Annotated in this window: 20 protein-coding genes; 8 read left to right on the top strand and 12 right to left on the bottom strand. The window is 67.9% G+C overall.

Translation table 11 applies throughout. The annotated features are described in order from the left end of the window. The first annotated feature begins 12 nt into the window (after positions 1-12). Together E0H75_RS20295 and E0H75_RS20290 are read left to right on the top strand one after the other, a co-directional pair. Positions 13-1,131, top strand: a complete 1,119-nt coding sequence (locus E0H75_RS20295; RefSeq protein WP_131515145.1) for a sensor histidine kinase — start codon at positions 13-15, stop codon at positions 1,129-1,131. Further along, complete coding sequence (locus E0H75_RS20290; RefSeq protein ID WP_131515144.1) at positions 1,128-1,796, top strand: response regulator; 669 nt, start codon at positions 1,128-1,130, stop codon at positions 1,794-1,796. Before E0H75_RS20295 ends, E0H75_RS20290 begins: the two co-directional genes overlap by 4 nt. A 7-nt stretch (positions 1,797-1,803) precedes the next feature. On the opposite strand, the gene E0H75_RS20285 is transcribed toward E0H75_RS20290, so the two are convergent. The 12 genes from E0H75_RS20285 to E0H75_RS20230 all read right to left on the bottom strand — a co-directional run bounded on the left by E0H75_RS20285 (position 1,804) and on the right by E0H75_RS20230 (position 15,824). After that, the gene (locus tag E0H75_RS20285; RefSeq protein WP_131515143.1) at positions 1,804-3,306 is read right to left on the bottom strand and encodes a sulfatase family protein; all 1,503 of its coding nucleotides are present in this window, start codon (positions 3,304-3,306) and stop codon (positions 1,804-1,806) included. 10 nt (positions 3,307-3,316) lie between these two features. Continuing rightward, positions 3,317-4,993 (bottom strand): hypothetical protein, encoded by a 1,677-nt coding sequence (locus tag E0H75_RS20280; protein WP_165553876.1) that lies wholly within the window; start codon positions 4,991-4,993, stop codon positions 3,317-3,319. Positions 4,994-5,051: 58 nt separating this feature from the next. Continuing rightward, positions 5,052-6,464, bottom strand: coding sequence for a sulfatase family protein (locus tag E0H75_RS20275; protein ID WP_165553874.1), 1,413 nt, complete (start codon positions 6,462-6,464; stop codon positions 5,052-5,054). After that, positions 6,461-7,360 (bottom strand): carbohydrate ABC transporter permease, encoded by a 900-nt coding sequence (locus E0H75_RS20270; RefSeq protein WP_202873070.1) that lies wholly within the window; start codon positions 7,358-7,360, stop codon positions 6,461-6,463. Before E0H75_RS20270 ends, E0H75_RS20275 begins: the two co-directional genes overlap by 4 nt. After that, on the bottom strand, positions 7,357-8,262 hold the full coding sequence (locus tag E0H75_RS20265) for a carbohydrate ABC transporter permease (RefSeq protein WP_202873069.1): 906 nt from the start codon (positions 8,260-8,262) through the stop codon (positions 7,357-7,359). The genes E0H75_RS20270 and E0H75_RS20265 overlap by 4 nt, the downstream gene beginning before the upstream one ends. Then, positions 8,259-9,662 carry an ABC transporter substrate-binding protein gene (locus tag E0H75_RS20260; RefSeq protein WP_131515139.1) on the bottom strand — a complete coding sequence of 468 codons (1,404 nt, stop codon included), beginning with the start codon at positions 9,660-9,662 and terminating at the stop codon, positions 8,259-8,261. The genes E0H75_RS20265 and E0H75_RS20260 overlap by 4 nt, the downstream gene beginning before the upstream one ends. Continuing rightward, a complete protein-coding gene (locus E0H75_RS20255; protein WP_202873068.1) occupies positions 9,659-11,683 on the bottom strand; it encodes an ADP-ribosylglycohydrolase family protein in 2,025 nt (674 codons plus the stop codon). Before E0H75_RS20255 ends, E0H75_RS20260 begins: the two co-directional genes overlap by 4 nt. Next, positions 11,683-12,072, bottom strand: coding sequence for a D-ribose pyranase (rbsD, locus tag E0H75_RS20250; protein ID WP_131515137.1), 390 nt, complete (start codon positions 12,070-12,072; stop codon positions 11,683-11,685). Before rbsD ends, E0H75_RS20255 begins: the two co-directional genes overlap by 1 nt. 1 nt (position 12,073) lies before the next feature. Continuing rightward, on the bottom strand, positions 12,074-13,120 hold the full coding sequence (locus tag E0H75_RS20245; RefSeq protein ID WP_202873067.1) for a LacI family DNA-binding transcriptional regulator: 1,047 nt from the start codon (positions 13,118-13,120) through the stop codon (positions 12,074-12,076). Positions 13,121-13,234: 114 nt separating this feature from the next. Further along, positions 13,235-14,515, bottom strand: coding sequence for a hypothetical protein (locus tag E0H75_RS20240; RefSeq protein WP_238163152.1), 1,281 nt, complete (start codon positions 14,513-14,515; stop codon positions 13,235-13,237). Between the two features lie 145 nt (positions 14,516-14,660). Next, positions 14,661-15,056 (bottom strand): hypothetical protein, encoded by a 396-nt coding sequence (locus tag E0H75_RS20235; RefSeq protein WP_131515135.1) that lies wholly within the window; start codon positions 15,054-15,056, stop codon positions 14,661-14,663. 12 nt (positions 15,057-15,068) lie between these two features. After that, positions 15,069-15,824: an FHA domain-containing protein gene (locus E0H75_RS20230; protein ID WP_165553872.1), complete on the bottom strand. Its 756-nt coding sequence runs from the start codon at positions 15,822-15,824 to the stop codon at positions 15,069-15,071. 173 nt (positions 15,825-15,997) lie between these two features. Here E0H75_RS20230 and E0H75_RS20225 point away from each other — a divergent pair, with 173 nt between their 5' ends. Genes E0H75_RS20225 through E0H75_RS20200 form a run of 6 tightly spaced genes read left to right on the top strand, consistent with a single transcriptional unit; the run spans position 15,998 to position 23,650 of the window. Continuing rightward, positions 15,998-17,221 (top strand): ROK family protein, encoded by a 1,224-nt coding sequence (locus E0H75_RS20225; protein ID WP_131515133.1) that lies wholly within the window; start codon positions 15,998-16,000, stop codon positions 17,219-17,221. A 25-nt stretch (positions 17,222-17,246) separates the two neighbouring features. Next, the gene (locus tag E0H75_RS20220) at positions 17,247-18,740 is read left to right on the top strand and encodes an ABC transporter substrate-binding protein (protein WP_131515132.1); all 1,494 of its coding nucleotides are present in this window, start codon (positions 17,247-17,249) and stop codon (positions 18,738-18,740) included. Further along, a complete protein-coding gene (locus E0H75_RS20215; RefSeq protein WP_238163151.1) occupies positions 18,737-19,696 on the top strand; it encodes a carbohydrate ABC transporter permease in 960 nt (319 codons plus the stop codon). The genes E0H75_RS20220 and E0H75_RS20215 overlap by 4 nt, the downstream gene beginning before the upstream one ends. Further along, positions 19,693-20,523 carry a carbohydrate ABC transporter permease gene (locus E0H75_RS20210; RefSeq protein ID WP_131515131.1) on the top strand — a complete coding sequence of 277 codons (831 nt, stop codon included), beginning with the start codon at positions 19,693-19,695 and terminating at the stop codon, positions 20,521-20,523. The genes E0H75_RS20215 and E0H75_RS20210 overlap by 4 nt, the downstream gene beginning before the upstream one ends. After that, positions 20,520-22,028 carry a sulfatase family protein gene (locus E0H75_RS20205; protein WP_131515130.1) on the top strand — a complete coding sequence of 503 codons (1,509 nt, stop codon included), beginning with the start codon at positions 20,520-20,522 and terminating at the stop codon, positions 22,026-22,028. Before E0H75_RS20210 ends, E0H75_RS20205 begins: the two co-directional genes overlap by 4 nt. Further along, entirely contained in the window at positions 22,025-23,650 is a 1,626-nt protein-coding gene (locus tag E0H75_RS20200; RefSeq protein WP_131515129.1) for an alpha-L-arabinofuranosidase C-terminal domain-containing protein, read from the top strand. The genes E0H75_RS20205 and E0H75_RS20200 overlap by 4 nt, the downstream gene beginning before the upstream one ends. Positions 23,651-23,661 lie beyond the last annotated feature (11 nt).

The following is a 23,661-nucleotide window of genomic DNA, read 5'->3' as shown; positions in this document are numbered from 1 at the left end:
CCGAGGGGTGCCATGAACCCCTCTCGATCGATGGTCCGGCGCCTCGCCCGCCTCCGTGCGGTCCCGGCGCCGGCCGTCGACGCGGCCATCGCCGTCGTCTTCCTGGCGCTGGTCGTGGTGGACCGGACCCAGGAACCTGTCGACGGCGGGGCGGCCATGGTCACCCTGTCCGTCGTCCTCACGCTGATGATCGCGGGCGGTCTCGTCGTACGACGTTCCTTCCCGCTGGCCGGGTTCGTCGCCGGCACGGTGGGGTTGTCGGTCGAGGCGTTGGCCGGCATCAGCAGCGCGGTGTCGCCGTACGCGAACCTGATCGGGATCTACTCGCTGGGCCTGTACGCCACGAGGCGGCGCGCCCTCCTCGGACCGCCGATGGCTGTGGTCGGTACGGCGATGTACTTCGCCGGCAACCGCGATGCCGCGGCCTTCGAGGGCGTGGGTGTGCTGTTCTCCTGGATCGCCACCTGGGCGGTCGGCTACAGCAATGCCCGACGTCGTGAGGAGCAGGAGCGTGCCCGGCGTGCGACCCGGCAGCAGGCGATCGCCGAGGAGCAGATCCGGGTGGCGCGCGAGCTCCACGACGTGGTCGGCCACACGGTGAACCTGCTCATCGTCCAGGCAGGTGCGGCCCGGCTGCTCCTGGACACCAACCCGACCAAGGCCCGCGAACTCCTGGCCGGGATGGAGCAGACTGGTCGGGACTCTCTCGCAGATCTGGACCAGGCGCTCGGCAACCTGCGCCCGGCACCGCATCCCGTCCCGGGCTTGGCACAGATCCCCGATCTGGTGCGCCGGCTCACCAGCGCCCGGGTGCGAGTGGTCCTGAGCCTCGACCCGGCGCTGCAACTGCCTCACACGCTGGATCTGTCGGCGTACCGGATCGTCCAGGAAGGATTGACGAACGTCCTCAAACACGCCGCCCCGTGCGCCGCGACCGTCGACGTTCATCGAGACGGTGACGCCGTCGTGATCGAGATCGCGGACGACGGGCCTGGACTGCCCGAACAGCACGTCCCGGGACGCGGCCTGCTGGGAATCGCGGAGCGGGTCTCGCTCTGCGGCGGCGTGCTCGAACAGGGCCGCGGTCCGGGGCGTGGGTTCACCCTGAGGGCGGTGCTTCCGCTGCCATGACGATCCGGGTACTGCTCGCTGACGACGATGCGCTGCTCCGCGCGGGACTGGCCGTCGTACTGGGAACCGCGCCGGATCTCGACGTGATCGCCGAGGCCGAGGACGGGTTGCAGGCCGTCGAACTCTGCCGCGAGCACGCACCGGACGTCGTACTGATGGACGTCCGGATGCCCGGCATCGACGGGATCGAAGCCACCCGGCGCCTGGTCGCGACCAGCCCCGACTCCCGGATCCTGATCCTGACGACCTTCCAGTACGACGAATACGTGTGGGGCGCACTGCGCGCCGGAGCCAGCGGCTTCCTGCTCAAACGCACCTCGCCGGAACGCCTCATCGACGCCGTTCGCACGATCGCCGCCGGCGAGGCGCTCCTCGACCCCGCCGTCACCCGGGACCTCATCCACCGCTTCGTCACCGGCCGGCCTGGGACCTCCGCCGAGGCTGAGTTCCTGACCGTCCTGACCGACCGCGAACAACAGGTTCTCACCCTGGTCGCCGACGGTCTGTCCAACGACGAGATCGCCGACCTGCTGGTCATTGCCGAATCCACCACCAAGACCCACGTCAAACGAATCCTCGCCAAGATCGGCGCCCGCGACCGAGCCCAGGCCGTCGTCTTCGCCTATCGCAGCGGCCTCGTCACCCAAGACCACCCCCACAACTGACCGAGACCTACGGCACTGGAGAGCGGTGTGTTGGTACGTCGAAGGGGAGGCCGCTGGATTCGGATTGGCAGATGGATTGGAGTTGGGAGTAGAGGGCGGCGACTGTCTCGGGTTCGGTGGACCAGAGGTTGGTGGATTCGGTGGGGTCGGTGGAGAGGTCGTAGAGCTGGCCGTCGGGGTGGTCGGCGTCCCAGGCGGGGTTGGCGTGCGCCTTGCCGGAGCCGGCGCTGAACAGGGCGCTGATCGACGGTTCGGAGAAGCCGCCACCGGAGCCGGGCGCGAAGATCGCCTTCCACCGGCCGGAGCGGATCGCGAAGCGGCCGCCGAGGCTGTGGTGGACCACCGGCCGGTCCGCCGAGAGCGACTCGCCCCGAGTCAGCGCGCCGAGCAGGTCCTGACCATCCTCGGCCGCTCCATCCGGAAGCGCCGTACCGGTCGCGGCCGCGACGGTGGGCAGGACGTCCGTCAAGCAGATCGGGGCCTCAAGCAACGAACCGGCCGGGATCTGCCCGGGCCAGAAGGCGATGAACGGCTCGCGGTGGCCGCCGTCCCACAGGTCGCCCTTCTGCCCACGCCAGTCCCCGTTGGGACGGTGCTGCGACATGTCGCCGTCGTCTTCGAAGATCATCGGCGCACCATTGTCGCTGGTGACGACGACCAACGTGTTCTCGGTCTCGCCGCGCTCGGCGATCGCCTGCAGTACCTCACCAACGGCCCAATCGACCAGACAGACAGCATCCGCCCGATCCCCCAGTCCGGAGCGACCACGAATGAAGTCCGGTGGTACACACGGCCGGTGCGGCGCTGAGGGCGCGAGGTAGCACAAGTACGGCGTACCCGGCTCGATCCCCCGCAGCCAGTCAACAGCCTCGCCGACGAACCGTACGTCGGCCTCGTCCTCGCGCCAGCCGTCCACCTGCAGCCCCGGCCGCTGCTCGGTCAGGTACACCTCCTTCTCCCGTTCGGGCACCCCGACCGTGCGATCGTCGGAGATGAAGGCGTACGGCGGCATGTCCAGCGACCCGGCGATCCCGAAGAACCGGTCGAACCCCAGCTCCGTCGGACCACCGGTGACCGCGGCGGTGTAGTCGATATCGTGCCCGAAGTCCGTCACGATGTCGTCGTGCAGCACCGCTCCGGGCTCGAACGCATCCCGGACCGATCCGTCACGATGGCGCCAGCCAAGCCCCAGGTGCCACTTGCCGAAGGCACCGGTCGTGTAGCCGGCGCCGCGCAGAACGCTCCCCATCGTCGCCCGGTCCGGTTCGATCAGGGCCGGACCGTGTCCCATCAGCACGAAGTTCTTCAGCGGCCCACGCCACGCATAGCGTCCGGTCATCAGGGCGTACCGGCTCGGCGTACAGACCGCGGATGCCGAGTGACAGTCGGTCAGTCGAGCACCCCCGGCGGCCAGCCGGTCGATGTTCGGGGTCGGGATGGCGGAGCCGTAGCAGCCCAGGTCCCCCCAACCCATGTCATCGGCCAGTACGACGACCACGTTCGGTCTCACGAGGTTCCTTTCAACGATGCGAGCAAGGAGCGTGCGCGCTCTTCACGATCCGGACCTGATCGGTCGTCGCCGGATCGATCTGGAAGTTGCCGTCGGCAGCGTTCGCCACACACGTGCCGTTCATGGCGACGTTCATCAGCGTCACGTCAGAGACCCGGTGATCGGGATCCCCACCGGTGAAGACGTTCGGCATCGTGAACGGCGTCTGCGCAGTGATGTCGCGGAACACCAGGCCGGAGATCTGCCCGAAGCCGAGCGCCGGGTCGTACCACTTCGGATGCTTCTCCAAGATGATGTAGAACAGCCGCCAGTTCGCGTCCTCCACCCGGATGTCCTCGAACAGGAACCTCTGCAGCTGCCCGGGGGTGGCATGCCGGGCCCGGAAGATCGCCTGCGGCGAGAGCCAGTAGTGCTCGGCATGAATGACGTCGTTGTCGTAGACGTGGAAGTCGGCCTGATCGGTGAGGATGTTCCAGCTGATCATGAACGGCGCACCGTTCTCGAGCTGCCACACCACGTTGTCCCGGATCACCGAGTCGCCGGTCATCGGCTTCAGCGCGTCGTCGTTCACCTTGCAGAAGTTGCCTTCCACCAGGCTCGCCGTGCCGGCCCAGATGCAGTCGGTGCTGTACCACCAGCTCATCACCTTCAGGTTGTGCACGGTGACGTGGTCGCCCAGCACCCGTACGTTGAACCGCGGGCCGTTGACGAACGTGAGCCCGTCGACCACCACGTTGCTCGAGTTCGACGACCCCGTCGAGCAGGCCGCGTGCGGAGGCTGGCCGGGATCGTGACAGTCGATGTCGATCAGCCCGGGCTGACTCTTGTTCGAGTCCTGATCACCGGTGTCGAGGTACGTCCCGTCGATGACGCCGCGGCCACGGATCACCACGTTGTGCACGCCGAGACCCTTGAACGTCCCCTGCACCCACGCGCCACCCGCAACGTACACGGTCTGGTTCGAGTGCAACTGCACAGTGCCGAGCTGATGCAGTCCGGGGCCGAGGTACAACACGTTCGGGTCGCTCGCCGGTGGTACGTCGATCTCGGGCGGATTCGCGAACACCAGCATCGGATGCAGCACCGGGTTGGTGGTGTTCGGCGTGAACTCCACCGAGACGTTGGCGGCCGCGGTCAGAGTGAAGGAGCACGTGCTGCCGGAGAAGTGCGTGCGGATCCGCGCCGACGCCGGCCGCACCAGGCAACCGGTCGCCGCACCGCTCAGCTTGTTCACCTCGACCGTCACTGGCCCGGCGAACGAGAACGACGTCCAGGACGTGTCCTTCTCCAGGTTGGTGTCGGTCTTGCGCGCCGCGACCTGGTAAACGAAGGAGCTGGTACTCCGGCCCCGCTGACCGACCGTGACGGAGTACTGATCGGAGACCGGGCTGCCGGCCGCCGGTGGGTACGTCGTCAGCTGCGGCCGGGCGTGGTGATCGGCCTCGATCGAGCCGTACGGGAGCTTGGCGCGTTCGCGGGCCAGATCACGCAGCATCGTGTCGGTGGTGCGGGTGATCTGGTCGGCGAGTTGCTGCACCTGCGGCAGCGGGCCGTCGATCGCCTGGCTGCTACCGCCCTGGTCGTACTCCGTTCCGACGTACTGCGGACCGGGCTGGGCGCCGGCCGGCGCGGCCGCGATCAACCCCGCGACCGAGACGAGCGCGGCGACCACACGTGCGAGCTTCATCATGCCTCACCTCTCGACGATGTCAGCCGAAACGACGGTGTCAGCCAGAGCGACGCCGTCAGCCGAAGCGGCGCTGGAACTTGGCTTCGGGGTCCCACTCGTTCAGGCCCGGGCACCCGAACGCGGGCGCGAGCACGTAGTGGTCGTAGGTCTCGACCAACCGGTCCCGCAGCAGCGTGTGGTGATGCCGGAGCTCGTCGACGTGCTTCTCGCTGTCGACCAGGTTGGTCATTTCGTACGGGTCTTCCTCGAGGTCGAAGAACTGCCAGGGCTTTCCGCCGTGGGCGTCGCCGAGCACCGTGTACTTGTAGCGACTGGTCCGGAAACCGCGCCACGTCTCTTCGTGGAACGGCATCCCCGGCCGCATCTCCGCGACGAACTCGAGCAGCACACCCTCGCGGTCGAGGCCGGTCTCGTCACCGCGGGCGAGCGGCGACAGGTCCAGCCCGGGCTTCGGGTCACGCGGTACGACGCCGGCCAGTCCGAGCAGGGTCGGGAACAGATCCTCGGTACTGACCGGATCGGCCACCACCGACGACGCGATGCCCGCGCCGGACAGGATCAGCGGGATCCCGAGCGACTCCTCCCACGGACGCTGCTTCGCGAGCAGGCCGTGGCAGCCGAGCAGTTCACCGTGGTCCGCGGTCAGCCCGATCACGGTGTTCTCCAACTGACCGGTCTCACGCAGGGCGCTCACCAGGCGTCCGATGTTGTCGTCGAGATTCTCGATCATCGCGTAGTACACCCGGAGATCGTCGATCAGGTCCCGGCCGTGCGGTCCGCGTTTGTTGTAGTCCTTGCCGACGTCAACGTTCTCCCGCAGGACGATCTCGCGATCCTTCCAGCGTTCGACGTACTCCGGTGGCGCGGTGAAGATCGGGTGCGGCGGCTCGACCGACAGCACCGTCGCCCACGGCTTGTCCGACGGCTTGCGCAGGTCGGAGATGGCGAGGTCGAACAGGCCGTCGGTCTGGAACCCGTCGATCTTGTGGGCCTGCGGATCGTCCTCGTTCCAGTAGTAGGTGTCCCACGGGTCGTTGCAGATGTCGAAGCCCGCGAAGCGCTGGAACCGGCCCTGGTACGGCCGCGGCACCTGGGTCCGCGACGTCTTCACCACCGTGTGGCCGGGGTAGTGGCCGAAGTTCCCGTACAGGTGCCACTTCCCGTAGAGCGCGGTCTGGTAGCCGGCCCCGTTCAGCTCGTCGGCCAGCGTGCGTTCGGCCGGCGACATCCGCCACTCGATCGAGGGGATGAACCGGGTGTGCGCGTACTCCCCCGTCATCAGCGAGAACCGGTACGGGACACAGACCGGGTACGTCGAGCACGCGGCGTCGAAGCGAGTCCCGGCGGCCGCCAGGGCATCGATGATCGGCGTGGAGACGTTCGGGTCGCCGTACGCGCCGAGGGCCTGGCGGCGCAACTGGTCGGCGACGATCAGGACGAGGTTCGGACGGGGGTCGGGTGACGTCACTTGAGTCCTCCTGCGGTGAGACCGCTGACGAATCGGCGTTGCAGTACGAGGAACAGCAGGACGACCGGGCCGAGCATGAAGATTGCCGCGGCGCTCGTCATCCCCCAGTCGGTCGAGTGCTGGTCCTGGAAGGCGAGGAAGCTGGTCGCCACCGGGCGCAGCTTCGGGTCGTGGATGAAGGTGATCGCCCAGAAGAACTCGTTCCACGACCACAACGCCACGATCAGCGCGACGGTCAGGAAGCCCGGCCAGGCCAGTGGCAGCACCACCCGGCGGGCGATCTGCAGGTCGGACGCGCCGTCCAGCCGGGCCGCCTCGGTGTAGTCCTTCGGGATCTTCAGCAGGAACGATCTCAGCAGCAAGGTCGCGAACGGCGCGTCCGTGGCCCAGTAGATGACGATCAGCCCGAACAGATTGTCGACCAGGTGCAACTGGGTCCACAGGAAGAACAACGGCACCAGGAACAACTGCACCGGGAGCGCACTGCCGAGGAACAGGTACCCGACCACGATCCCGCTCCCAGGCACCTGCAGATGACTCAGCGCGTACGCCGCGAGGCCGGCGATCAGGCAGGTTCCGAGGACGGCACCGAGACAGATGATCGCGCTGTTGCGCATGGTGGTGGCGAAGTCGCCGCGGGTCCACGCCTCGGTGAAGTTGTCCAGGCTGAGCGAGGTCGGCGGTGCCAGCGGATTCGTGCCGATCTCCGCGTTGTTCTTGAACGCGTTGAACACCACCGCGACCAATGGGCCGATCGCGAACAACGCCAGCGCGATCAGCACGATGTACGCCCCGGCGCCTCCGCCGGAGCCGCGCCGGCGGGATCGCCGCGGGCTCGCGGACGACGGATCGGACGTCCGGGTGGTGGTCGCCGGATCGATGACGGTGGTGGTCACTCGTCCTCCCATCCCTTCTTGCGCAGGTACTGGTAGACGGCCAGGATCACGGCGGTGATGGCGGTCATCGAGAGTCCGAGTGCGGCGGCGTACCCGGCGGAGTACTCGTTGAAGGCCTGCTTGTACATCAGCGTCGAGACCACTTCGCTGGACCCGGCCGGACCGCCCTGGGTCATGATGAAGATGTAGTCGAACGCCTTGAGCGTCCAGATCACCGTCATCAGGATCACGAAGATCATCGTCGGGCGGATGCCGGGCAGCGTGACCGAGAGGAACTGCTGCCACCTGCCGGCGCCGTCCACACTGGCCGCGTCGTACAACTGCGGATCGATGCCCTGCATCGCGGCCAGGAAGATCACCGCGAGGAAGCCCCAGAAGTGCCAGTCGACGACGAAGTTCACGCTGAAAAGCGACGTGGCGGTGTCACCGAGCCACGAATGATCGATCCCGAACTGGTGGCCGATCCCACTGGTCGGTGAGAGCAGCATCTTCCAGACCGCCGCGTTGACCACGCTGGCCACGACGTACGGGATGAAGTAGAGCGCCCGGAACAGGACCTGGAACCGGCGGACCTGACTGAGCAGGTACGCGCCCAGCAAACCCATTGCCATCGGCACCGAACCGAACAGCACGAACCAGATCACGTTGTGCAGCAGGGCTTGATGGACATCGGGATCGGTGAACGCCTTGGTGTAGTTCTCCAGGCCGATGAACTCGGCCGGCCCGAGCCCGGACCAGTCGGTGAGCGAGTAGTACACCGTCGCGATCGACGGACCGAGCACCACCACCAGGTTGAGCACCAGCAGCGGTGCCAGGAAGGCCCAGCCGATCACCGCCGACCGGCGCCGCGCACGAGCGGCGCCGGGCGCCCGTACGGCGGTGCCGGCGACGGCGGTCGTCATTTGGCCGGGCCCTGGGCGGGCAGCGCGGGGATGGTGCCGTCGGCCTTCTCCTCGGTGAAGAGCCGGTCGAGTTCCTTGCAGTAGTCGGCCGCCTTGATCTTCTTGGTCAGCACCTGCTCGAGTCCCTCGTAGACGTACACGTCCGTCTTCGGTGGCCACCAGGTCCACGTGACGTACCCGTAGTCACCCGTCGAGACCGCCTTGTTCAGCGAGGTCAGCACGCGGGCCGAGCGAGGGTCGATCTTCTTCGGGATGTCGGCGTCGGCGAAGTCGATCGGGATGTTGTACGTCGCCGGTACGTCGGCCATCCGCTGGAGGGCCGCGCCGCGGTCACCGTAGTACCAGTTCATGAACGTCGCGGCGGCGTCCTTGTTCTTGCTGGCCTCGTTGATCCCGAGCGACCCGCCGATGCCCAACTCGAACAACGGGTACTTGACCTCGTTGCGCAGCGCCGGGATCGGCATCCAGTCCCACTCGTTGTCGTTCTTCGCCTTGGCACCGAAGTACTGGCCGACCTGGCTCATGAACCAGCCGCCCTGCGGGATCATCGCGACCTTGCCCTTGCCGAAGTTCGCACCGATCTCCTGCGAGGGAACGGCGAAGTACTTGTCGACGCCGCCGGCCAGCCAGCCCTTGTCGAAGTAGCTCTGCACCAGTTCGACCGCCTCGACGAAGACCGGGTCGGTGAACTTGATGTCGCCGGACAGCGCCTGGTGCAAGGCGTCCGGACCCGAGTAGTGGTTCCAGAACACCGTCATCAGCCACTCGCCGGCGGCCTTCCAGTCCACGTTCGACGAGCCGAACGCGGTGATGCCCTGGCCGTGTGCTTCGGCCGCCAGTGCCTCGAGCTCATCGCGGTTCGTGGGCTGCTTCCAGCCCTTCGACGCGAACAGCGTCTTGTTGAAGTAGAGCATCATCGTGTCCACCCGCATGGGCAGCGCGAAGAGCTTGTCGTCGGTCGTGAACGCGTTCATCGCCCAGGCCGACAGCTTGTCCTTCCAGCCGTACTTGTCCGCGTACGGCGTCAGGTCGGCGAGCGCATGCGCCTTGCTCCAGGCCAGGGTCTGGGTCGCCGACGGGCCGCGGACCACGTCCGGCCCGGACCTGGCCTGCAGTGCGGTCTGGACGAGCCGGCGCAGGTCGTCACCCTTGTAGTAGGTCGTGTTCAGGTCGACCGACGGGTTCGCCTTCTCGAACAGGGCGGCGACCTGCTCGTTGAAGTACTTCTGGTTCGCGTCGCCCTGGATGTCGAGCCACAGGTCGACCTTGCCGCTGCCCGAGCCGGCCCCACTGTCGTCGCTGCCTCCACAAGCGGTCAGGACACCGGGCGCGGCGATGGCAGCCGCGCTCAGGCTCGCACCGGTCAGGAAGCGGCGGCGGCTGAACGAACGTGCGGTCATGATTCCTCCTCGCGGGAGATGGGGGTGATGCGGACTTGCTGAGTCGCTGTCCGGCCCTCGGTGACCACCAGCGCGACGCCGCCGCAGTCGTACGTGGAGTCGGTGAGGTCGAACAGAGCCTCGCCGTCGACAGTGGCGACGAGGCGGTCGCCGTCCACCGTGAGAGCGAGCTGATAGGTGTGGCCGTACTCCCAGTCGAACGCGCGGCTGGCGAGCACGGTGTGGCGCCGGACCAGGCGGACGGTGTTCCGGTCGGCCAGTTCGAGTGCGTAGTACCGCTGCAGTCCTTGGACCCGAGCCGCGATGCCGGCGGACGCCGTCAGGTGTGGAGTCACATCGGCGGTGACGGTGTAGTTCTGCCAGTCCCGTGATCCGTGGCTGAGCAGGCCGGTACCCCGGTTCTGCACGATGCGGAACGGTTCCGGCCAGTGGGGGTCCCAGCGGTCGACCGCACGGAGCCAGGCACGACGCCAGACGGTTCCGCCTGCCGGTCGCGTGAGGGTGAGATCGGGTGCGCCGTCCCAGGTCAGGCGGTCCAGCTGGACGGTGCCTGAAGTCGTCAGACCTACGGCTGCGACCGGCTGGCCACCGAGCTCCGGCACGGTCACGGCCAGATCCGCGGACTCGCCCGCCGACAGCGTCGTCCCCGGTCCGAACACCGTGCGCAGTTCGTCGTTCTCGTCGTACGCCGTGATCGTCAGCGCGACCTCGGCGTCGTCCGTCGCGTCGACGTGGGCCGTGACCGTCTGCCCGGTGTAGAGAGTCGGGCTCGCGAGCAGGCCGTAGATCGGCATGTCCAGGGCCTCGGGCGGGATGAACGTCGGTGTGCTGACCGTGGTACCTGCCGGCACTGTGAGCGTGGACGAATCGTTGCTCACCACACCGTTGCCCTCAGCAACGGTGAAGCCTTGCACCGAGCCCGGGAAGGCGAAGTGGAACCGGGCGCCGTCCTTCGGGACCACCGGTTGCTCGCCGGCCCAGGTCCGGCCGTGTCTCGCGAGAGTCAGGGCCTCGCGCGCCGCATCGGTGATGCAGGACCCACCGTCGGCCGCCGGCAGGTAGAGCCGGTCAGCGATCGGCCCACGCCAGTCCGGTCCGGCGTCGAGTCCGGCCAGCCCACCTCGGACGCCACAGATCGCGCCGACGTTGCCGGCGTTCGAGTCGGTGTCCCAGCCGGAGGTGTTGACCACCGTCATCGCCTGGGCGAACTCGCCGCCGCTGTGCGCGAGGGCGTTGATGATCGTCGCGTGGTTCGGGATCACGTGACAGTTGCCGCCGTACAGGTGGTAGCCGTACCGCTCCTCGATCCGTTCCCGAGTCGCTTTCCAGTCGCCGCCGGTGGCCCATTCGCGGACGTCGGCGACGACGCGGTAGATCAGGCTGTCCTTCGGGATCAGCGTGACGGCCGTGTCGAGCAGCCGATCCATGTCCGGCTCGACGAACGACTGCGCGACCAGCGCCGCGACCACCCGCGCGGCATGGATCGCCTCGCCGTCGTGGCTGACCCTTGCCGCTCGCTCGGCCAGGTCGGCCGCGGCCTGCGGATCGCCAGGCCGCGTCATCGCGAACCCCTCGACGAAGATCTGCGCGCCGACCTGCTCGGCGACCACCTGACCGTTGCGCGCCATCGCACCGCTCTCCGGCGGAACGATGCCGGCCTTCATCCGCAGGTACGCCGTGTGCTCGGTCGAGTTGCCGAGGCCGCCCCACCACAGCACCGTCTGTTCCTCGACGATCTGGTCGAGCCAGGTCTGCCCGACCTGCTCGGAGGTCGGCTCGACGCCGTGGTCACGCAGAGCCCGCGGGAACACCAGCGTGCCGCTGATGTCGTCGTCGGTGACCACCAGCAGGTGGTTCTTCAACGGCAGATCCGCACGGTCGTTGACGTAGTAGGTGATGTCGCCGAGTTCGTCGACGATGCGCTGGTACCGCCAACCCTCGAACGGCCGGCCCAGGTACACGGCGATCACCTTGCCGAGCACACCGGCGTACACCCGGTCTTCGTAGTCAGCCGGAATCATCAGAACGGCACTCCCGCGGTCAGGATCACATTGGCGTACGGCGTGGTCTCGCCGGTGCGGACGACGGCCCGCGAAGTCCGGCAGAGGATCTTGAAGTCTTCATGGCTGGTCCGTTTCAGCGGGACCGAGCCGAGGTGTTCGTCGAGGCCCCGCAGCAACCGCGAGTCCGTCAACTCCTGGGCGATGAGAGCCTGCTCGACCACCAGTTCGGCGATGAGTGCGGCCAGCACCGGCAGCAACGCGGGCTCGTCGCGGGCCCAGACCAGGTCGATCGTCTCGACGTCTGATGGGACCGGCAGCCCGGGATCCGCGAGCACGATCGTCTCCGTATGTCGCAGCCCGGCCACCACCGCGGCCAGCCGCGGGTGCCACAGTCCTGATCGACGCATCTCAGTCCTCCGTTTCGGGTGCGTCTCCGCCCGTCGGGTCGATGCAGCCGCACGACCCGCGACGGACCAGCTGGACCGGCAGAACCTCGGTCCTCGCCTCGTCCGCGTCGACCTCGCCCACGCCCAGTTGCTGCACGAGGTGGCTCACCGCCGCCCGTGCCAGCAGGCGGAACGGCTGCTGGACAGTGGTCAGGCCCGGCGTCGAGTACATGGCCGCGGCCACGCCGTCGAACGACGCGATCGCGAGCTCGTCCGGACAGACCAGGCCGAGCTCGGCGACGGCACGCAGTACACCCATCGCCTGTTCGTCGCTGGCCACGAAGATCGCGTCCGGCCGCTCGTCCGCGGCAAGCATCTTGCGGGCAGCGCTGTAGCCGGCCTGCCGACCGAACGGCGCATGCCACAGCGACATCGCATCCGGCTGAATGCCGCCGTCCGCCAGCGCCGAACGCCAACCGGCGACCCGGTCCATCGCGGGCATCACGTCTTGTGGTCCGGCCAGGCATGCGATCCGCCGCCTGCCGTGTTCGAGCAGATGCCGGGTCGCGGCGTACGCACCGCCGTGGTTGTCGACGAGCACCGCCGGCGCGATCCCTTCCACCGCACGGTCGAGCGTCACCCACGGCGTCTTCGCGCGCTGCAGATCCTCCAGGCAGCCCAGGGGACCGTGCGCCGGAACGAGGAACAACCCGTCGACCTGGCGAGCCAGGAACGTCTGTACGTACGTCGTCTGCCGGTCGTCGTCCTCGGAGGAGTTGCCGATCAGCAACGTGTACCCCTCGGCGAACGACTCCTCCTCGATCGCGCGGGCGAGCTCGGCGAAGTACGGGTTGGCGTTGTCCGGGACGACCAGGCCCAGCGTCATCGTCCGGGCCATCCGCAGTGAGCGGGCGATCCCGTTCGGCCGGTAGCCGAGCTGCTCGATCGCGGCCAGCACCCGCTGCCGCGTCTCCTCCGCGACCCCACGAGGTCCGCCGTTGAGCACGTAGCTCACGACCGAGGGCGACGTACCCGCCAACCGGGCCACGTCCGAGCGCCGCACCGTCACCGCGCCTCCGATCAACACGAGTTGCGTGGATGGAGCGGCCAGCATGTCGCGCCGGTCAGGCCGCTAGCAACACGTGTTGATCCGTCGTGACCCAACCGTGATGAAGGCGCTCTGTCAGCTACTGCTGCGCGTCGGAGCGGGGTCGAGAGGCGGGTACGGCGAATCCGCCAGGCCGAGGTTCCGCCAGACGAAGCGGGGGATGCGAGCCAGGAAGCCGCGGAGGACGTCGGCGCTGTGGGCGATGACCCCATGGCTGTGGGTGCCTGGCGCGAACCAGGCCCAGTCGTCGGCGATCCTGAAAGACGCCGGCGGGTTGGCCATCAGGTATTCCATCTGGCGCGGGTGGATGACGTCGTACGCGAACTTGGTGTCCTGGGCGGTGACGGCGAACTGGTCGTTGAAGGCTTCGCTCTCGAAGCTGATGCCGCGGCCGAAGCCTCGCCGGGCGACCTGGATCCACGGCATCCGGGCCGGCAACTGGAAGCCGAGGATCGGCTCGCTGTGGTTCTCGACCACGGTCCGGGTATGGGTCCGGCCTTCGCTGTCGGTGGAGGTCTCGGTGCGAGTGGTCTTCCAGTGGTGCGTGAACGCGACGAACGGCGGACCGTCGCCGTCGCGGCCTCGGATCACCTCACTGGTGCTGTGATCGTGGCCGGACCGAGTCACCGGGGTGACCTGCAGCAGGCTGTCGTCGACGCCGATCCAGTACCACTCCGGGTGGTGGTAGAAGGTCAGCCGCGGTGGCTGCTCCGGCTGGATCCACTGGTCCAGCGCGGTGGCATCGATCGCCGCGGCGGCGGTGGCCAGTTGCTCCAGCCAGGGACCGAGCAGCTCGACGTCCTTGCGCGGCGGATCCAGGACGACCAGTTGGTCGGCGTCGATGCTGAGGTTCACACCCGGCTGGCCCGCGGCCATCGCGGTCAGCCGCTCACACAGCTGCGGCGTCATCACCGCTGTCGCGAACGCCGGGTCCAGTGCACCGACCTGCCAGCCCTGGCCGAGGTGCGCCGGGGTCTGCATGACGGTCGCTTCGACTCCGGACCGCGGCTGCGTCTGACCTCCGGTGATCCACAGCTCCGGCAACCGCCGGGACAGCGTGACCATCCCGACCCAGCCCGACCAGTACTCCGAGTCGTACTCGATCACCTGGAACGCCCGGCCGGAGCTGGTCAGGCCGGTGATCTGATCGTCCGGCTTACGCCGGAAACCCATCCCGAACGGCGGATTGCCGAGCCGACCGACGGCATCGAACGTCGGACTGTTCACGAACGTCCAGCCGCGATCCCGCAACCTCTTGATGTACTGCTGCCGCCGTACGAGCGCGACGATGCCCCAGATGATGCCGGCCGCACCGACGACCACAACGGACAGTACGAAGACCCCTGACCCCGCCACGTCCACCTCCTTCAGCCCAGAACCCAACCACACGGCCGGGTCCAGCCGCAGGAACGTCTGACGCATCAGCCGCCCGGACCGCTCCGTCGGAACCGGCTCAGTTCGGCAAGGTGGCCTGGACCTGCCAGCCACCGCAGGAGGTCGGCTAGGCCAGCAGCGGGAGGAGGTGGAGGATCGGGCCGCCGAGGCTGCCGAGCCAGCCGGCCAGGGTTTGCAGGGGCTGGACCAGGGCCGCGCCCGCGGAGGCGAGTGAGCCTGCGGACAGCAGCAGCCGGGTGAGTCGCTCCAGCGAGCTCGCGGCGCGGGGCCGATCGGGCTCAGGTTTCTGGATCTCGGCCTCGATCTCGCGCACTTCCGCCTCCGCGGCAGCCGAGGTCTGCTGCTCGAGCGGAGCGAGCCGAAGGCCGGCGCGTAGATCGATGACCGCCTGGCGGGCCGCTTCCGGTGTCACCATCACGCCTTGCTGACCACCGGTGATGTGCTGGTCCCGGCCGACGTTGTTGATGTTGCCGGCGGACTGGTTGCCGATGTTGAAGGTCATCACGCATCCCTCTCAAGGGCCGCGGTACGGCCGCGGCGGCGGCAGTTCCCGGTCGACCCGCTTGCGCCGCGAGGTCGCGACGATGTGCAGCACGATCCCGATGATGATCAGCAGGATGCCGAGGGTGTTGATCAGTCCACCCACCAGCGTCGTCAGGAAGCCGTCGCCGAAGTTGTCCGGCGGACCGGTCGAGTCCATCGGCGTATCGACGATCAGCTTGAAGAAGCTGTAGCCGCCGGCGTAGGCGATGCCCAGACCGGCCACGAAGAGGACGACTCCCGTCCAGACCAGCCAGCGCGCCTTGGTCCTCGTCGCCGCGATCTCGCGGAAGAAGCTCTCCCGCTGCTGGATGATCTGCTGCGAGTAGTTGTACTGGTCCCGCCCGACGTTGTTGATCGAGTCCGCGCGCTGGTCCCTGATGTCGTAGCGAACCGCCTGCTGCGTCGCCGGCGCGCGATCGCCTTCGTAGCGCAGCCGAAGCCCCGCGAAGGCCACCGTGTCGCCGGCGGACAACTGGCGCGGAGAACCGATCGGTACGTCGTTCACGTACGTGCCACCGGACGACCCGAGGTCCTCGACGTAATCCAGACCGCCTTGGCGCCAGAGCGCGGCATGCGTACGGCTCACCTGGATGTCGTCGAAGCGCACGTCACAGCTCGGCAGCCGGCCGACCGTCAGTCGGTTCCCGACCAGACTGATCCGCCGCCCGTGATCCGATCCCGCGCTCTCCACGACCAGGTACGTCGCTCCGGCAGTCGACGGCCCCAAAGCACCACCCCCGGATTCCAGGAAACCATCCCGCAATCAGGCAGGCAAGAGCCGAGGTCGGCACCGTCAGTCTGGTGCCGTCGGAGTTTTTACGTCAAGAGCCCGGAATTAATCCGCGCAGATTAATTCCGAGGTCTTGACAGAAAACGTGAACACGGCCCAGAGTCCTCCGCATGGCCAAGGACACCGCCGGACCGCTGCGCCTGCTCCGGGAGACCCACGAGGATCGGGTGCTGACGGTGTTGCGCACGCAGGGCGCGATGACCCGTGCCCAGCTGGCCGAGCGAACCGGCCTGTCCCGGGCGACACTGTCGTCGATCGTCCAGGAACTGCTGGCGGCCGACGCACTGACCGAGACCGCGATCGACGACACCACCACTCGCGGCCGCGGCCGCCCGGTCACCCAGCTGACACTCAACGCCTCCGGCGGTCTCGCGCTCGGCATGGACCTCGGTCATCGCTTCATCCAGGTGACGATCGCGAACGTCGCGCACGAGGTCGTCGGCTCGGCCGGCACCGACTGTTCCGAACGCACACCGTGGTCCAAGCGACTCGACCTCGCCCTCGACCTGGTCGACACGCTTGCCGCCGACAACGGAATCTCGCTGTCCGCCCTCGCCGGCGTCGGCGTCGGTGTGGTCGGTCCGGTGTCGGAGACCGGCGGCCACCGCCAGCCGAGCCGAGCCACCCGCATCCATCTCGTCCGCGACGGGTTGACCGACCGCTTCGGCGTACCTGTGTACGTCGACAACAACACCCGGCTGGCCGCGCTCGGCGAGGCGATCTGGGGCGCCGGCGCAGGTCTTCAGAACGTCCTGTATCTGCGGCTCTCGTACGGCGTCGGCGGCGGCTTGGTTCTCGGTGGCCATCTGTTCTCCGGCGCTGGTGGCGCGGCCGGCGAACTCGGCCACATCACCGTCGACCCCCGCGGGCCGAAATGCGTGTGCGGCGGCCGAGGCTGCCTCGAGCGCTACGTCTCGCTCGCCGCGATTCTCGAGGAGTGCGGCGTACGCCGGTTCGACGAAGTACTGCGGCGGTTGGCCGACGGCGATCGCGCAGTACGCGCGGTGATCTCGACGGCCGGGACCCGGATCGGTGAGGTCCTCGCGGCAGCCTGCAACACCGTCAACCCCGAGACAGTGGTCATCGGCGGCGAACTGGCTGCGGCTGGTGCGTCGTTGCTCGACCCGATCCGTGACGCCGTCCGCAAACACACCCACAACCAGGTGCGGCACGGGCTGCAGATCGCTCCCGCCGCGCTGGGCCACGACGATGCGGCGCGCGGCGGTATCGCCCTCGTGCTGCGGCGCTCCGCGCTCCTGGCCGGCTATCCGGCCGCCCCCGCCGATCCCGACGAGGCTGCGGCCACGCGGGACCGGATCCCCGACCTCGGCTGAGCCCTGCCCTGAGGAGGCACTCGCCATGAGCACCTCGACCACGCCCCGACCGTCCCGACGCCAACTGCTCCGCACCGCCGGCGGACTCGCCATCGGCCTTCCCTTGCTCAACGCCTGCACCGGCGGCGGCCAGAGTGCCCAGAACGCCGGCGCCGATCCGACCGACGCCAGTGGCCCGATCACCGTTAACTGGTGGGACCACTTCAGGCCGTTGACCGAGCTGTTCGAGAAGAAGTTGTTCGTCGAGTACCACGGCAAACACGACAACGTCACGGTGAAGCGCCGTCAGCTCGATCCCGCCGACCTCGGCCAGGCGCTGCAACTCGCCCGGCGCAGCAAGCAGTTGCCCGACGTCCATTCGACGGCAGGCCTGAGCGGCAGCGTCGCGGCACTCGTCACCAACGGCTGGTTCCACCCGATCGGCGACTTCGTTGATCTCGGCAACAGTCCGATGAAGGACTACCTGTACGACGGGATCCACCGCTTCGACGGGAAGGTGTACACGTTCCCGGTCTTCAGCGGCCGGTGGCACGACTCGACGACCTGGGTGAACAGCGCGCTGGCCAAACAGGCTAGTCTGGATCCCGAGCAGTCGCCGGCCACCTGGGACGAGTACCGTGCCACGGTCCGCACGCTCGACCAGAAGACGCCCGACTCCGTGCACGGCCTGCTGCTGCCGATGAAGGACACCGACTACCTGGGCGGGAAGCTGACCGCCTTCGCCCAGATGGCCGGCGCACCCGGTCAGACCGACTGGAAGACCGGGGAGATCGCCGTCGCGAGCGAGCCGTTCATCCAGGCGATGGAGTTCCTGCTCGCGTTGAAGGCGGACGGCGTACTGCATCCGGCGTCGTCCTCACTCGGTCCGCGCGACGCGCGTGCCCGTTGGGCCGCCGGTGAGGCGGCGCTGTTCCCGTGGGGCCCGTGGTTCATCGGCGGTCTCATGGTCGAGGAGTCGCCGGCCGTCAAGCGAGGCATCAGCGCCTGGCAGATCCCGGCGCCGTCGACGCAACGCGGCACGGTGTACGTCGCGCCCGCGCCCGGCTCGTTCTTCGTCTCGGACCAGGCCAAGAACCCGAAGGTCGCCGCCGATGTGCTGTTCCAGATGACCACGGCCGACTTCGCCGCCCAGTTGGCCACCCGGATGGACCAGCCGCCGATCTTGCTCGACTCGGTGGACAAGGCCGACGTGCACCCGGCGTACAAGAAGAACGTCTCGTTCTTCCAGCAGGACGTGCGGATCGGGCCGGTGCCGGAGGTCCGGAACGGCGGTGTGGCGAAGGCACTGGCCGAGATGCGCGACGTGCACCCGAGTCCCGGTGAGATCGTCCAGGCCGTGCTGACCGGCTCGACCAAGGACTACAAGGCTGCGCTCCAGCAGTACGCCGACAAGGCCACCAAGGAACGCAAGCGCGCGATCGACGCCGCCAAGAAGAAGGGCGCCGAGGTGAGCGAGGACGACTGGGTCTTCGGCAACTGGCAGCCCGGTCAGGACTACACCCAGGCCAGCTACAAGTGACCGTCACCACGGAGGCACCAGTACGACAGAAGGCGCCGGCGCCCGCGCCGAAGCGGCGTACCGTCTGGCGGCGGATGCGGGACGACTGGTGGATCTACCTGTTCCTGCTGCCAACGGTGGTCGGATACGGCCTCTACACGGTCTATCCGCTCGTCGCCAGCTGGTGGTACGCGTTCCTCGACTGGCCCGGGTTCGCCGACGTCGGCACGTTCATCGGCTTCGCGAACTTCGAGCTGCTGTGGGCCGACGACCTGTTCTGGAACTCGTTCCGCAACTCGCTGGTCTTCCTGGCGATCGCAGTACCGCTGCGGGTCGGTCTGGCGCTGCTCCTCGCGATCGTGCTGAACCGGCGGAGTACGCCGTTCCGCGGGCTCTTCCGCACTCTGCTCTTCCTGCCGGTGGTGACCACCGGCGCGATCGTCGGCGTCGTGTTCACACTGATCCTGGACGCCGGCGGGCCGGTCAACCTGGCGCTGGTGAAGTCGGCCCTGGTCGACAGTCCGGTCGACTTCCTCGGCTCGTCCGGGATGTCGTTGTACAGCGTGATCGGTGTCTGGGTGTGGAAGTGGCTCGGCATCACGCTGATCTACTGGCTGGCCGCGTTGCAGACAATCCCGAACGAGCTCTACGAGGCCGCGCGGATCGACGGCGCCGGCAACTGGAAGGAATTCCGGTACGTCACCTTGCCGCTGTTGCTGCCGTTCCTCGTGGTGATCACGTTGATCGACATGGTCGGCGCACTGAACGTCTTCGACCTGGTGATGACGCTGACCGGCGGCGGCCCGGCGTTCTCCTCGGAGGTGGTCGAGGTCTACATCTACCGGACCGCGTTCGGCGCCACGGTCCCGCAGCTCGGCTACGCCTCAGCGGCCGCGGTGCTGTTCGGCCTGCTCACGATGGCACTGGCGATCGCCCAAGCACTGGGGATTCGGGCGGCTCGGCGGGCGATGGCATGACCGCGACCAGAAGCTCCCGCTGGCTGATCGGAACCGGTCTCGCGCTGCTCTGTGCCGTCTGGATCTACCCGTTCCTGTGGTTGGTCTCCGGCTCGCTGAAGACCAATCCGGAGATCTTCGGCAAGGGCCTCAATCTGTTGCCCGAGGCACCGGTGTGGGAGAACTACAGCCGGGCCTGGTCGGAGGTCGGGTTCTCGTCGTACATGCTCAACACCGTGCTCATCACCTTGGGCACCGTTGCCCTGGTCATCATGCGGAGCGCGCTGGCGGGCTACGTGCTCGGGCGGTACGACTTCGTCGGTAAGAAGGTCCTGATCGGCGTCTTCCTGGTCACCTTCTTCCTGCCGGAGGGCTACACGATCATCCCAGTCACACAGCTGACCGACCAACTCGGACTGCTCAACTCCCACCTCGGCGTAGTCCTCGGGCTCGGCGCGGGCGGCCACGCGGCCGCGACGCTCCTGTACGCCGGGTTCTTCCGCACCATCCCGAAGGACCTGGAGGAGTCGGCCCGGATGGACGGCGCCGGGCCGCTCACGGTCTTCTTCCGGATCATGCTGCCGCTGGCCAAGCCGATCACGGTGAGCGTGTTCATCCTGCAGTTCCTCGCCGCGTGGAACGCCTACCTGCTGCCGCTGGTGTTCACGCTCAGCCATCCCGAGTTGCGCACGTTGGCGGTCGGTATGTCCGCGTTCGTCGGAGAGAACGACACGGACTGGGCCGGCATGGCCGCGGCCGCCGTACTGTCCCTGGCACCGGTAGTGGCCGTGTTCGTCGTACTGCAGCGGCAGTTCGTCGAGAGTCTGGCCGGCGCGGTGAAGCAATGACCCCTAGCTCTGGAGACCGAGTGCCGTCGAACATCCTGCTCCTGATGACCGACCAGCACCGCCTGGACACCCTCGGCTGCTACGGCAACCGGGTGTGCGAGACCCCCGCCCTGGACGGGCTCGCGGCCGCCGGCACGCTGTTCACCAACGGCTTCACTCCGACCGCGATCTGCACTCCGGCCCGGGCCACGCTGCAGACCGGCGTACTCCCCTACAAGCACACACTGCTGGCGAACTACGAGCGCAATGTCGGCTACCGCGAGGAGCTCGACGACGACATGTTCCCGCCGTTCTCGTCACTGCTCGGCGAGTCCGGCTATCAGCTCGGCCACGTCGGCAAGTGGCACGTCGGCAAGGTGAAGGGACCGAAGGACTTCGGGTACGACGGTGAGCACTACGCCGGCTGGGGCAACGCCGTCCAGCATCCCGACTACCTGCAGTACCTCGCAGACAACGGCTATCCCCAGTTCGCGGTGCACTCCCCCGTCCGCGGCACCTTCGCGAACGGGGAGCCGGGCAACCTTCTCGCCGGCATCCTCGACCAGCCAGTGGAAGCCACCTTCGAGTACTTTCTTGCCGAGCGCACCATCCAGCAGCTCCGCCGGTACGCCGAGGACGGGCGGCCGTTCTACCTCGGCTGCAACTGGTTCGGACCACACCTGCCGTATTTGTTGCCCGAGGCGTATTACCACCGCTACGACCCGGCCGATGTCGAGCTGCCGGTCTCGATCGCGGAGACCTTCGCCAACAAGCCCCGTGTGCAGCAGCACTACTCCTCGCACTGGACGTTCGACAGCCTCTCGCCGGACACCTGGCGGAAGCTGATCGCGGCGTACTGGGGTTACGTGACGCTGATCGACGAGCAGGTCGGCCGGATCCTCGCCGTCCTCGACGAACTCGGGCTCACCGACGACACGGCCGTGTTCTTCACCGCGGACCACGGCGAGTTCACCGGGTCGCACCGGCTGCACGACAAGGGTCCGGCGATGTACGACGACATCTACCGGATTCCCTTGCTGGCAAGGATTCCGGGGAACCCTTCCGGTCGGTCCGAGGACGGCTTCGCCACCTTGACCGACCTCACCCCGACCTTCCTGGAGCTCGCTGGGCTCACTGTCCCGCAGTACTACCAAGGCCGGTCGTTGCTGCCGCTGATCGCGGGCGACCGCCCCGCGGACTGGCCGGATGCCGTGGTCGCGGAGTTCCACGGCCACCACTTCCCGTATCCGCAGCGGATGATCCGGACCGACCGCTACAAGCTGATCGTCAACCCCGCCGACGGAAACGAGCTCTACGACCTCGCGACCGACCCGCACGAGTTGCAGAACCGCTACGAGCACCCCGAGCTGGCCGGCGTACGGCGTGAGCTGATGGGCCGGCTGTACGCGACGCTGCGGGATCGCGGCGACAACTTCTACCACTGGATGACCTCGATGTTCGAAGTCGGCGCGAAGACCTACGACACCGCCCTCAGCTCCCTGGACGAGGAGAACCCGCACCCGTGACGACCACCGCGACCATCGACATCCGCACCGACCGGCGCAGCCCGATCGACCCGCTGATCTACGGCCACTTCCTGGAGTCGGCGTTCTTCGGCAACATCGACGGCGGCGTCTTCGACGAAGGCTCAGCCCTGGCGTACGACGATCCGGGCGCGCGCAACGGCCTGCGCCGCGACGTCGTCAAGCTGTGCCGCGAACTCGGCCTCCCGGTGGTCCGCTGGCCGGGCGGCAACTTCACCTCGCCGTACCACTGGGAGGACGGGATCGGGCCGCGCGCCGAGCGGCCGCGGCGGCTCGAGCTCGCGTGGGGTGAGGAGGAGGACAACCACTTCGGCACCGACGAGTTCCTCGCCTGGTGCGCCGAGGTCGGCACCGATCCGTATCTCGCGCACAGCTGTCGTGATGTCGACGACGCGGTCCGCTGGGTCGAGTACACCAACTACGGCGGCGACACGACGTACGCACGGAAGCGTGCGGCCAACGGGCACCCGGATCCGTACCAGGTCAAGTACTGGGGTCTCGGCAACGAGGTCTACGGCCGCTGGCAGATGGGTCATCGCTCGGCCGAGGCGTATGCCGCCGACGCCACCGAGCACGCCCGCTTCATGCGCGCCGTCGACCCGTCGCTCAAGTTCATCGGCGTCGGACTCACCGACGACCGGCGCGGCTGGACCGACACCGTCCTGAAGGCGGTCGGGAACCAGATCGACTACCTGTCCTTCCACCTCTACGGCGCGACCACCCAACTGGTCGACGGCGCCACCGAGTACGACGAGATCGTTGCGCAGTCGCAGTACTTCGAGCAGCAGATCCAGACGTACGCCGATCTCGTTGCCGGCCTGGCCGCGCAGCACGGAATCGAACGGCCGCTGGGCCTCGCGCTGGACGAGTGGAACATCCGTCACGTCGAGCCGGACACCTGGCCCGAGCCGCAAGCCTCGGACGACGGCGGCACGATCGAGCGCGACGTCGACGGGCTCTCGACCGAGCGCTGCCGCCGGGTCAATCGGTGGAGCCCACGCACCCTGGCGGACGCGCTGTTCTATGGGGGCGTCTTCCACGCACTGCACCGGGCGAGCGGGCACGACGTACCGGTGACGATGGCGAACACGGTGAACCTGCTCAACGCCAACGGCGTCATTGTCGCCCGACCGGGTGGCGCGGTGCGGGCCACGACGTACCACGTGTGGGACCTGTACCAGAACCACCTCGGCTCGGTCGCGTTGACCGCCGACGTCCGGTCATCCGGGCGGCTGGCCGCCGTACGGCAAGGGGATGCACGTGACGCGGCCGGCGAGTTCCGCACGCGCAGCGGCACCGTGCCCGACCTCGATGTCTCGGCGACGCGGACCGAAGACGGCCGCTCGCTGCGGCTGGCTGTGATCAACCGCCACCGTACGGCCACCATCCGCGCCGACCTCCTGCTCGACGGCCGAGCCGAGGGCTTGCCGACGCAGGTCGCCGTCCGTGATCTCGGCGTGGACGTGGACGACGTACTGGCCTCGAACAGCCTCAGCAGCCCGGACAACGTCGCCTTGAGGGATCGCGGCGTACTCGATCTGACCGATGCCGGCTACGACTTCCCGCCGCACAGCATCACCCTGCTCTCCTTCGACCTGACCTGAACCCGGAGGGT

The organism is Kribbella capetownensis (assembly GCF_004331485.1).
Classification (GTDB): Bacteria; Actinomycetota; Actinomycetes; order Propionibacteriales; family Kribbellaceae; genus Kribbella; species Kribbella capetownensis.
Note: the sequence above shows the minus strand (reverse complement) of the source record. Positions and strands in the feature narration are given on the sequence as shown.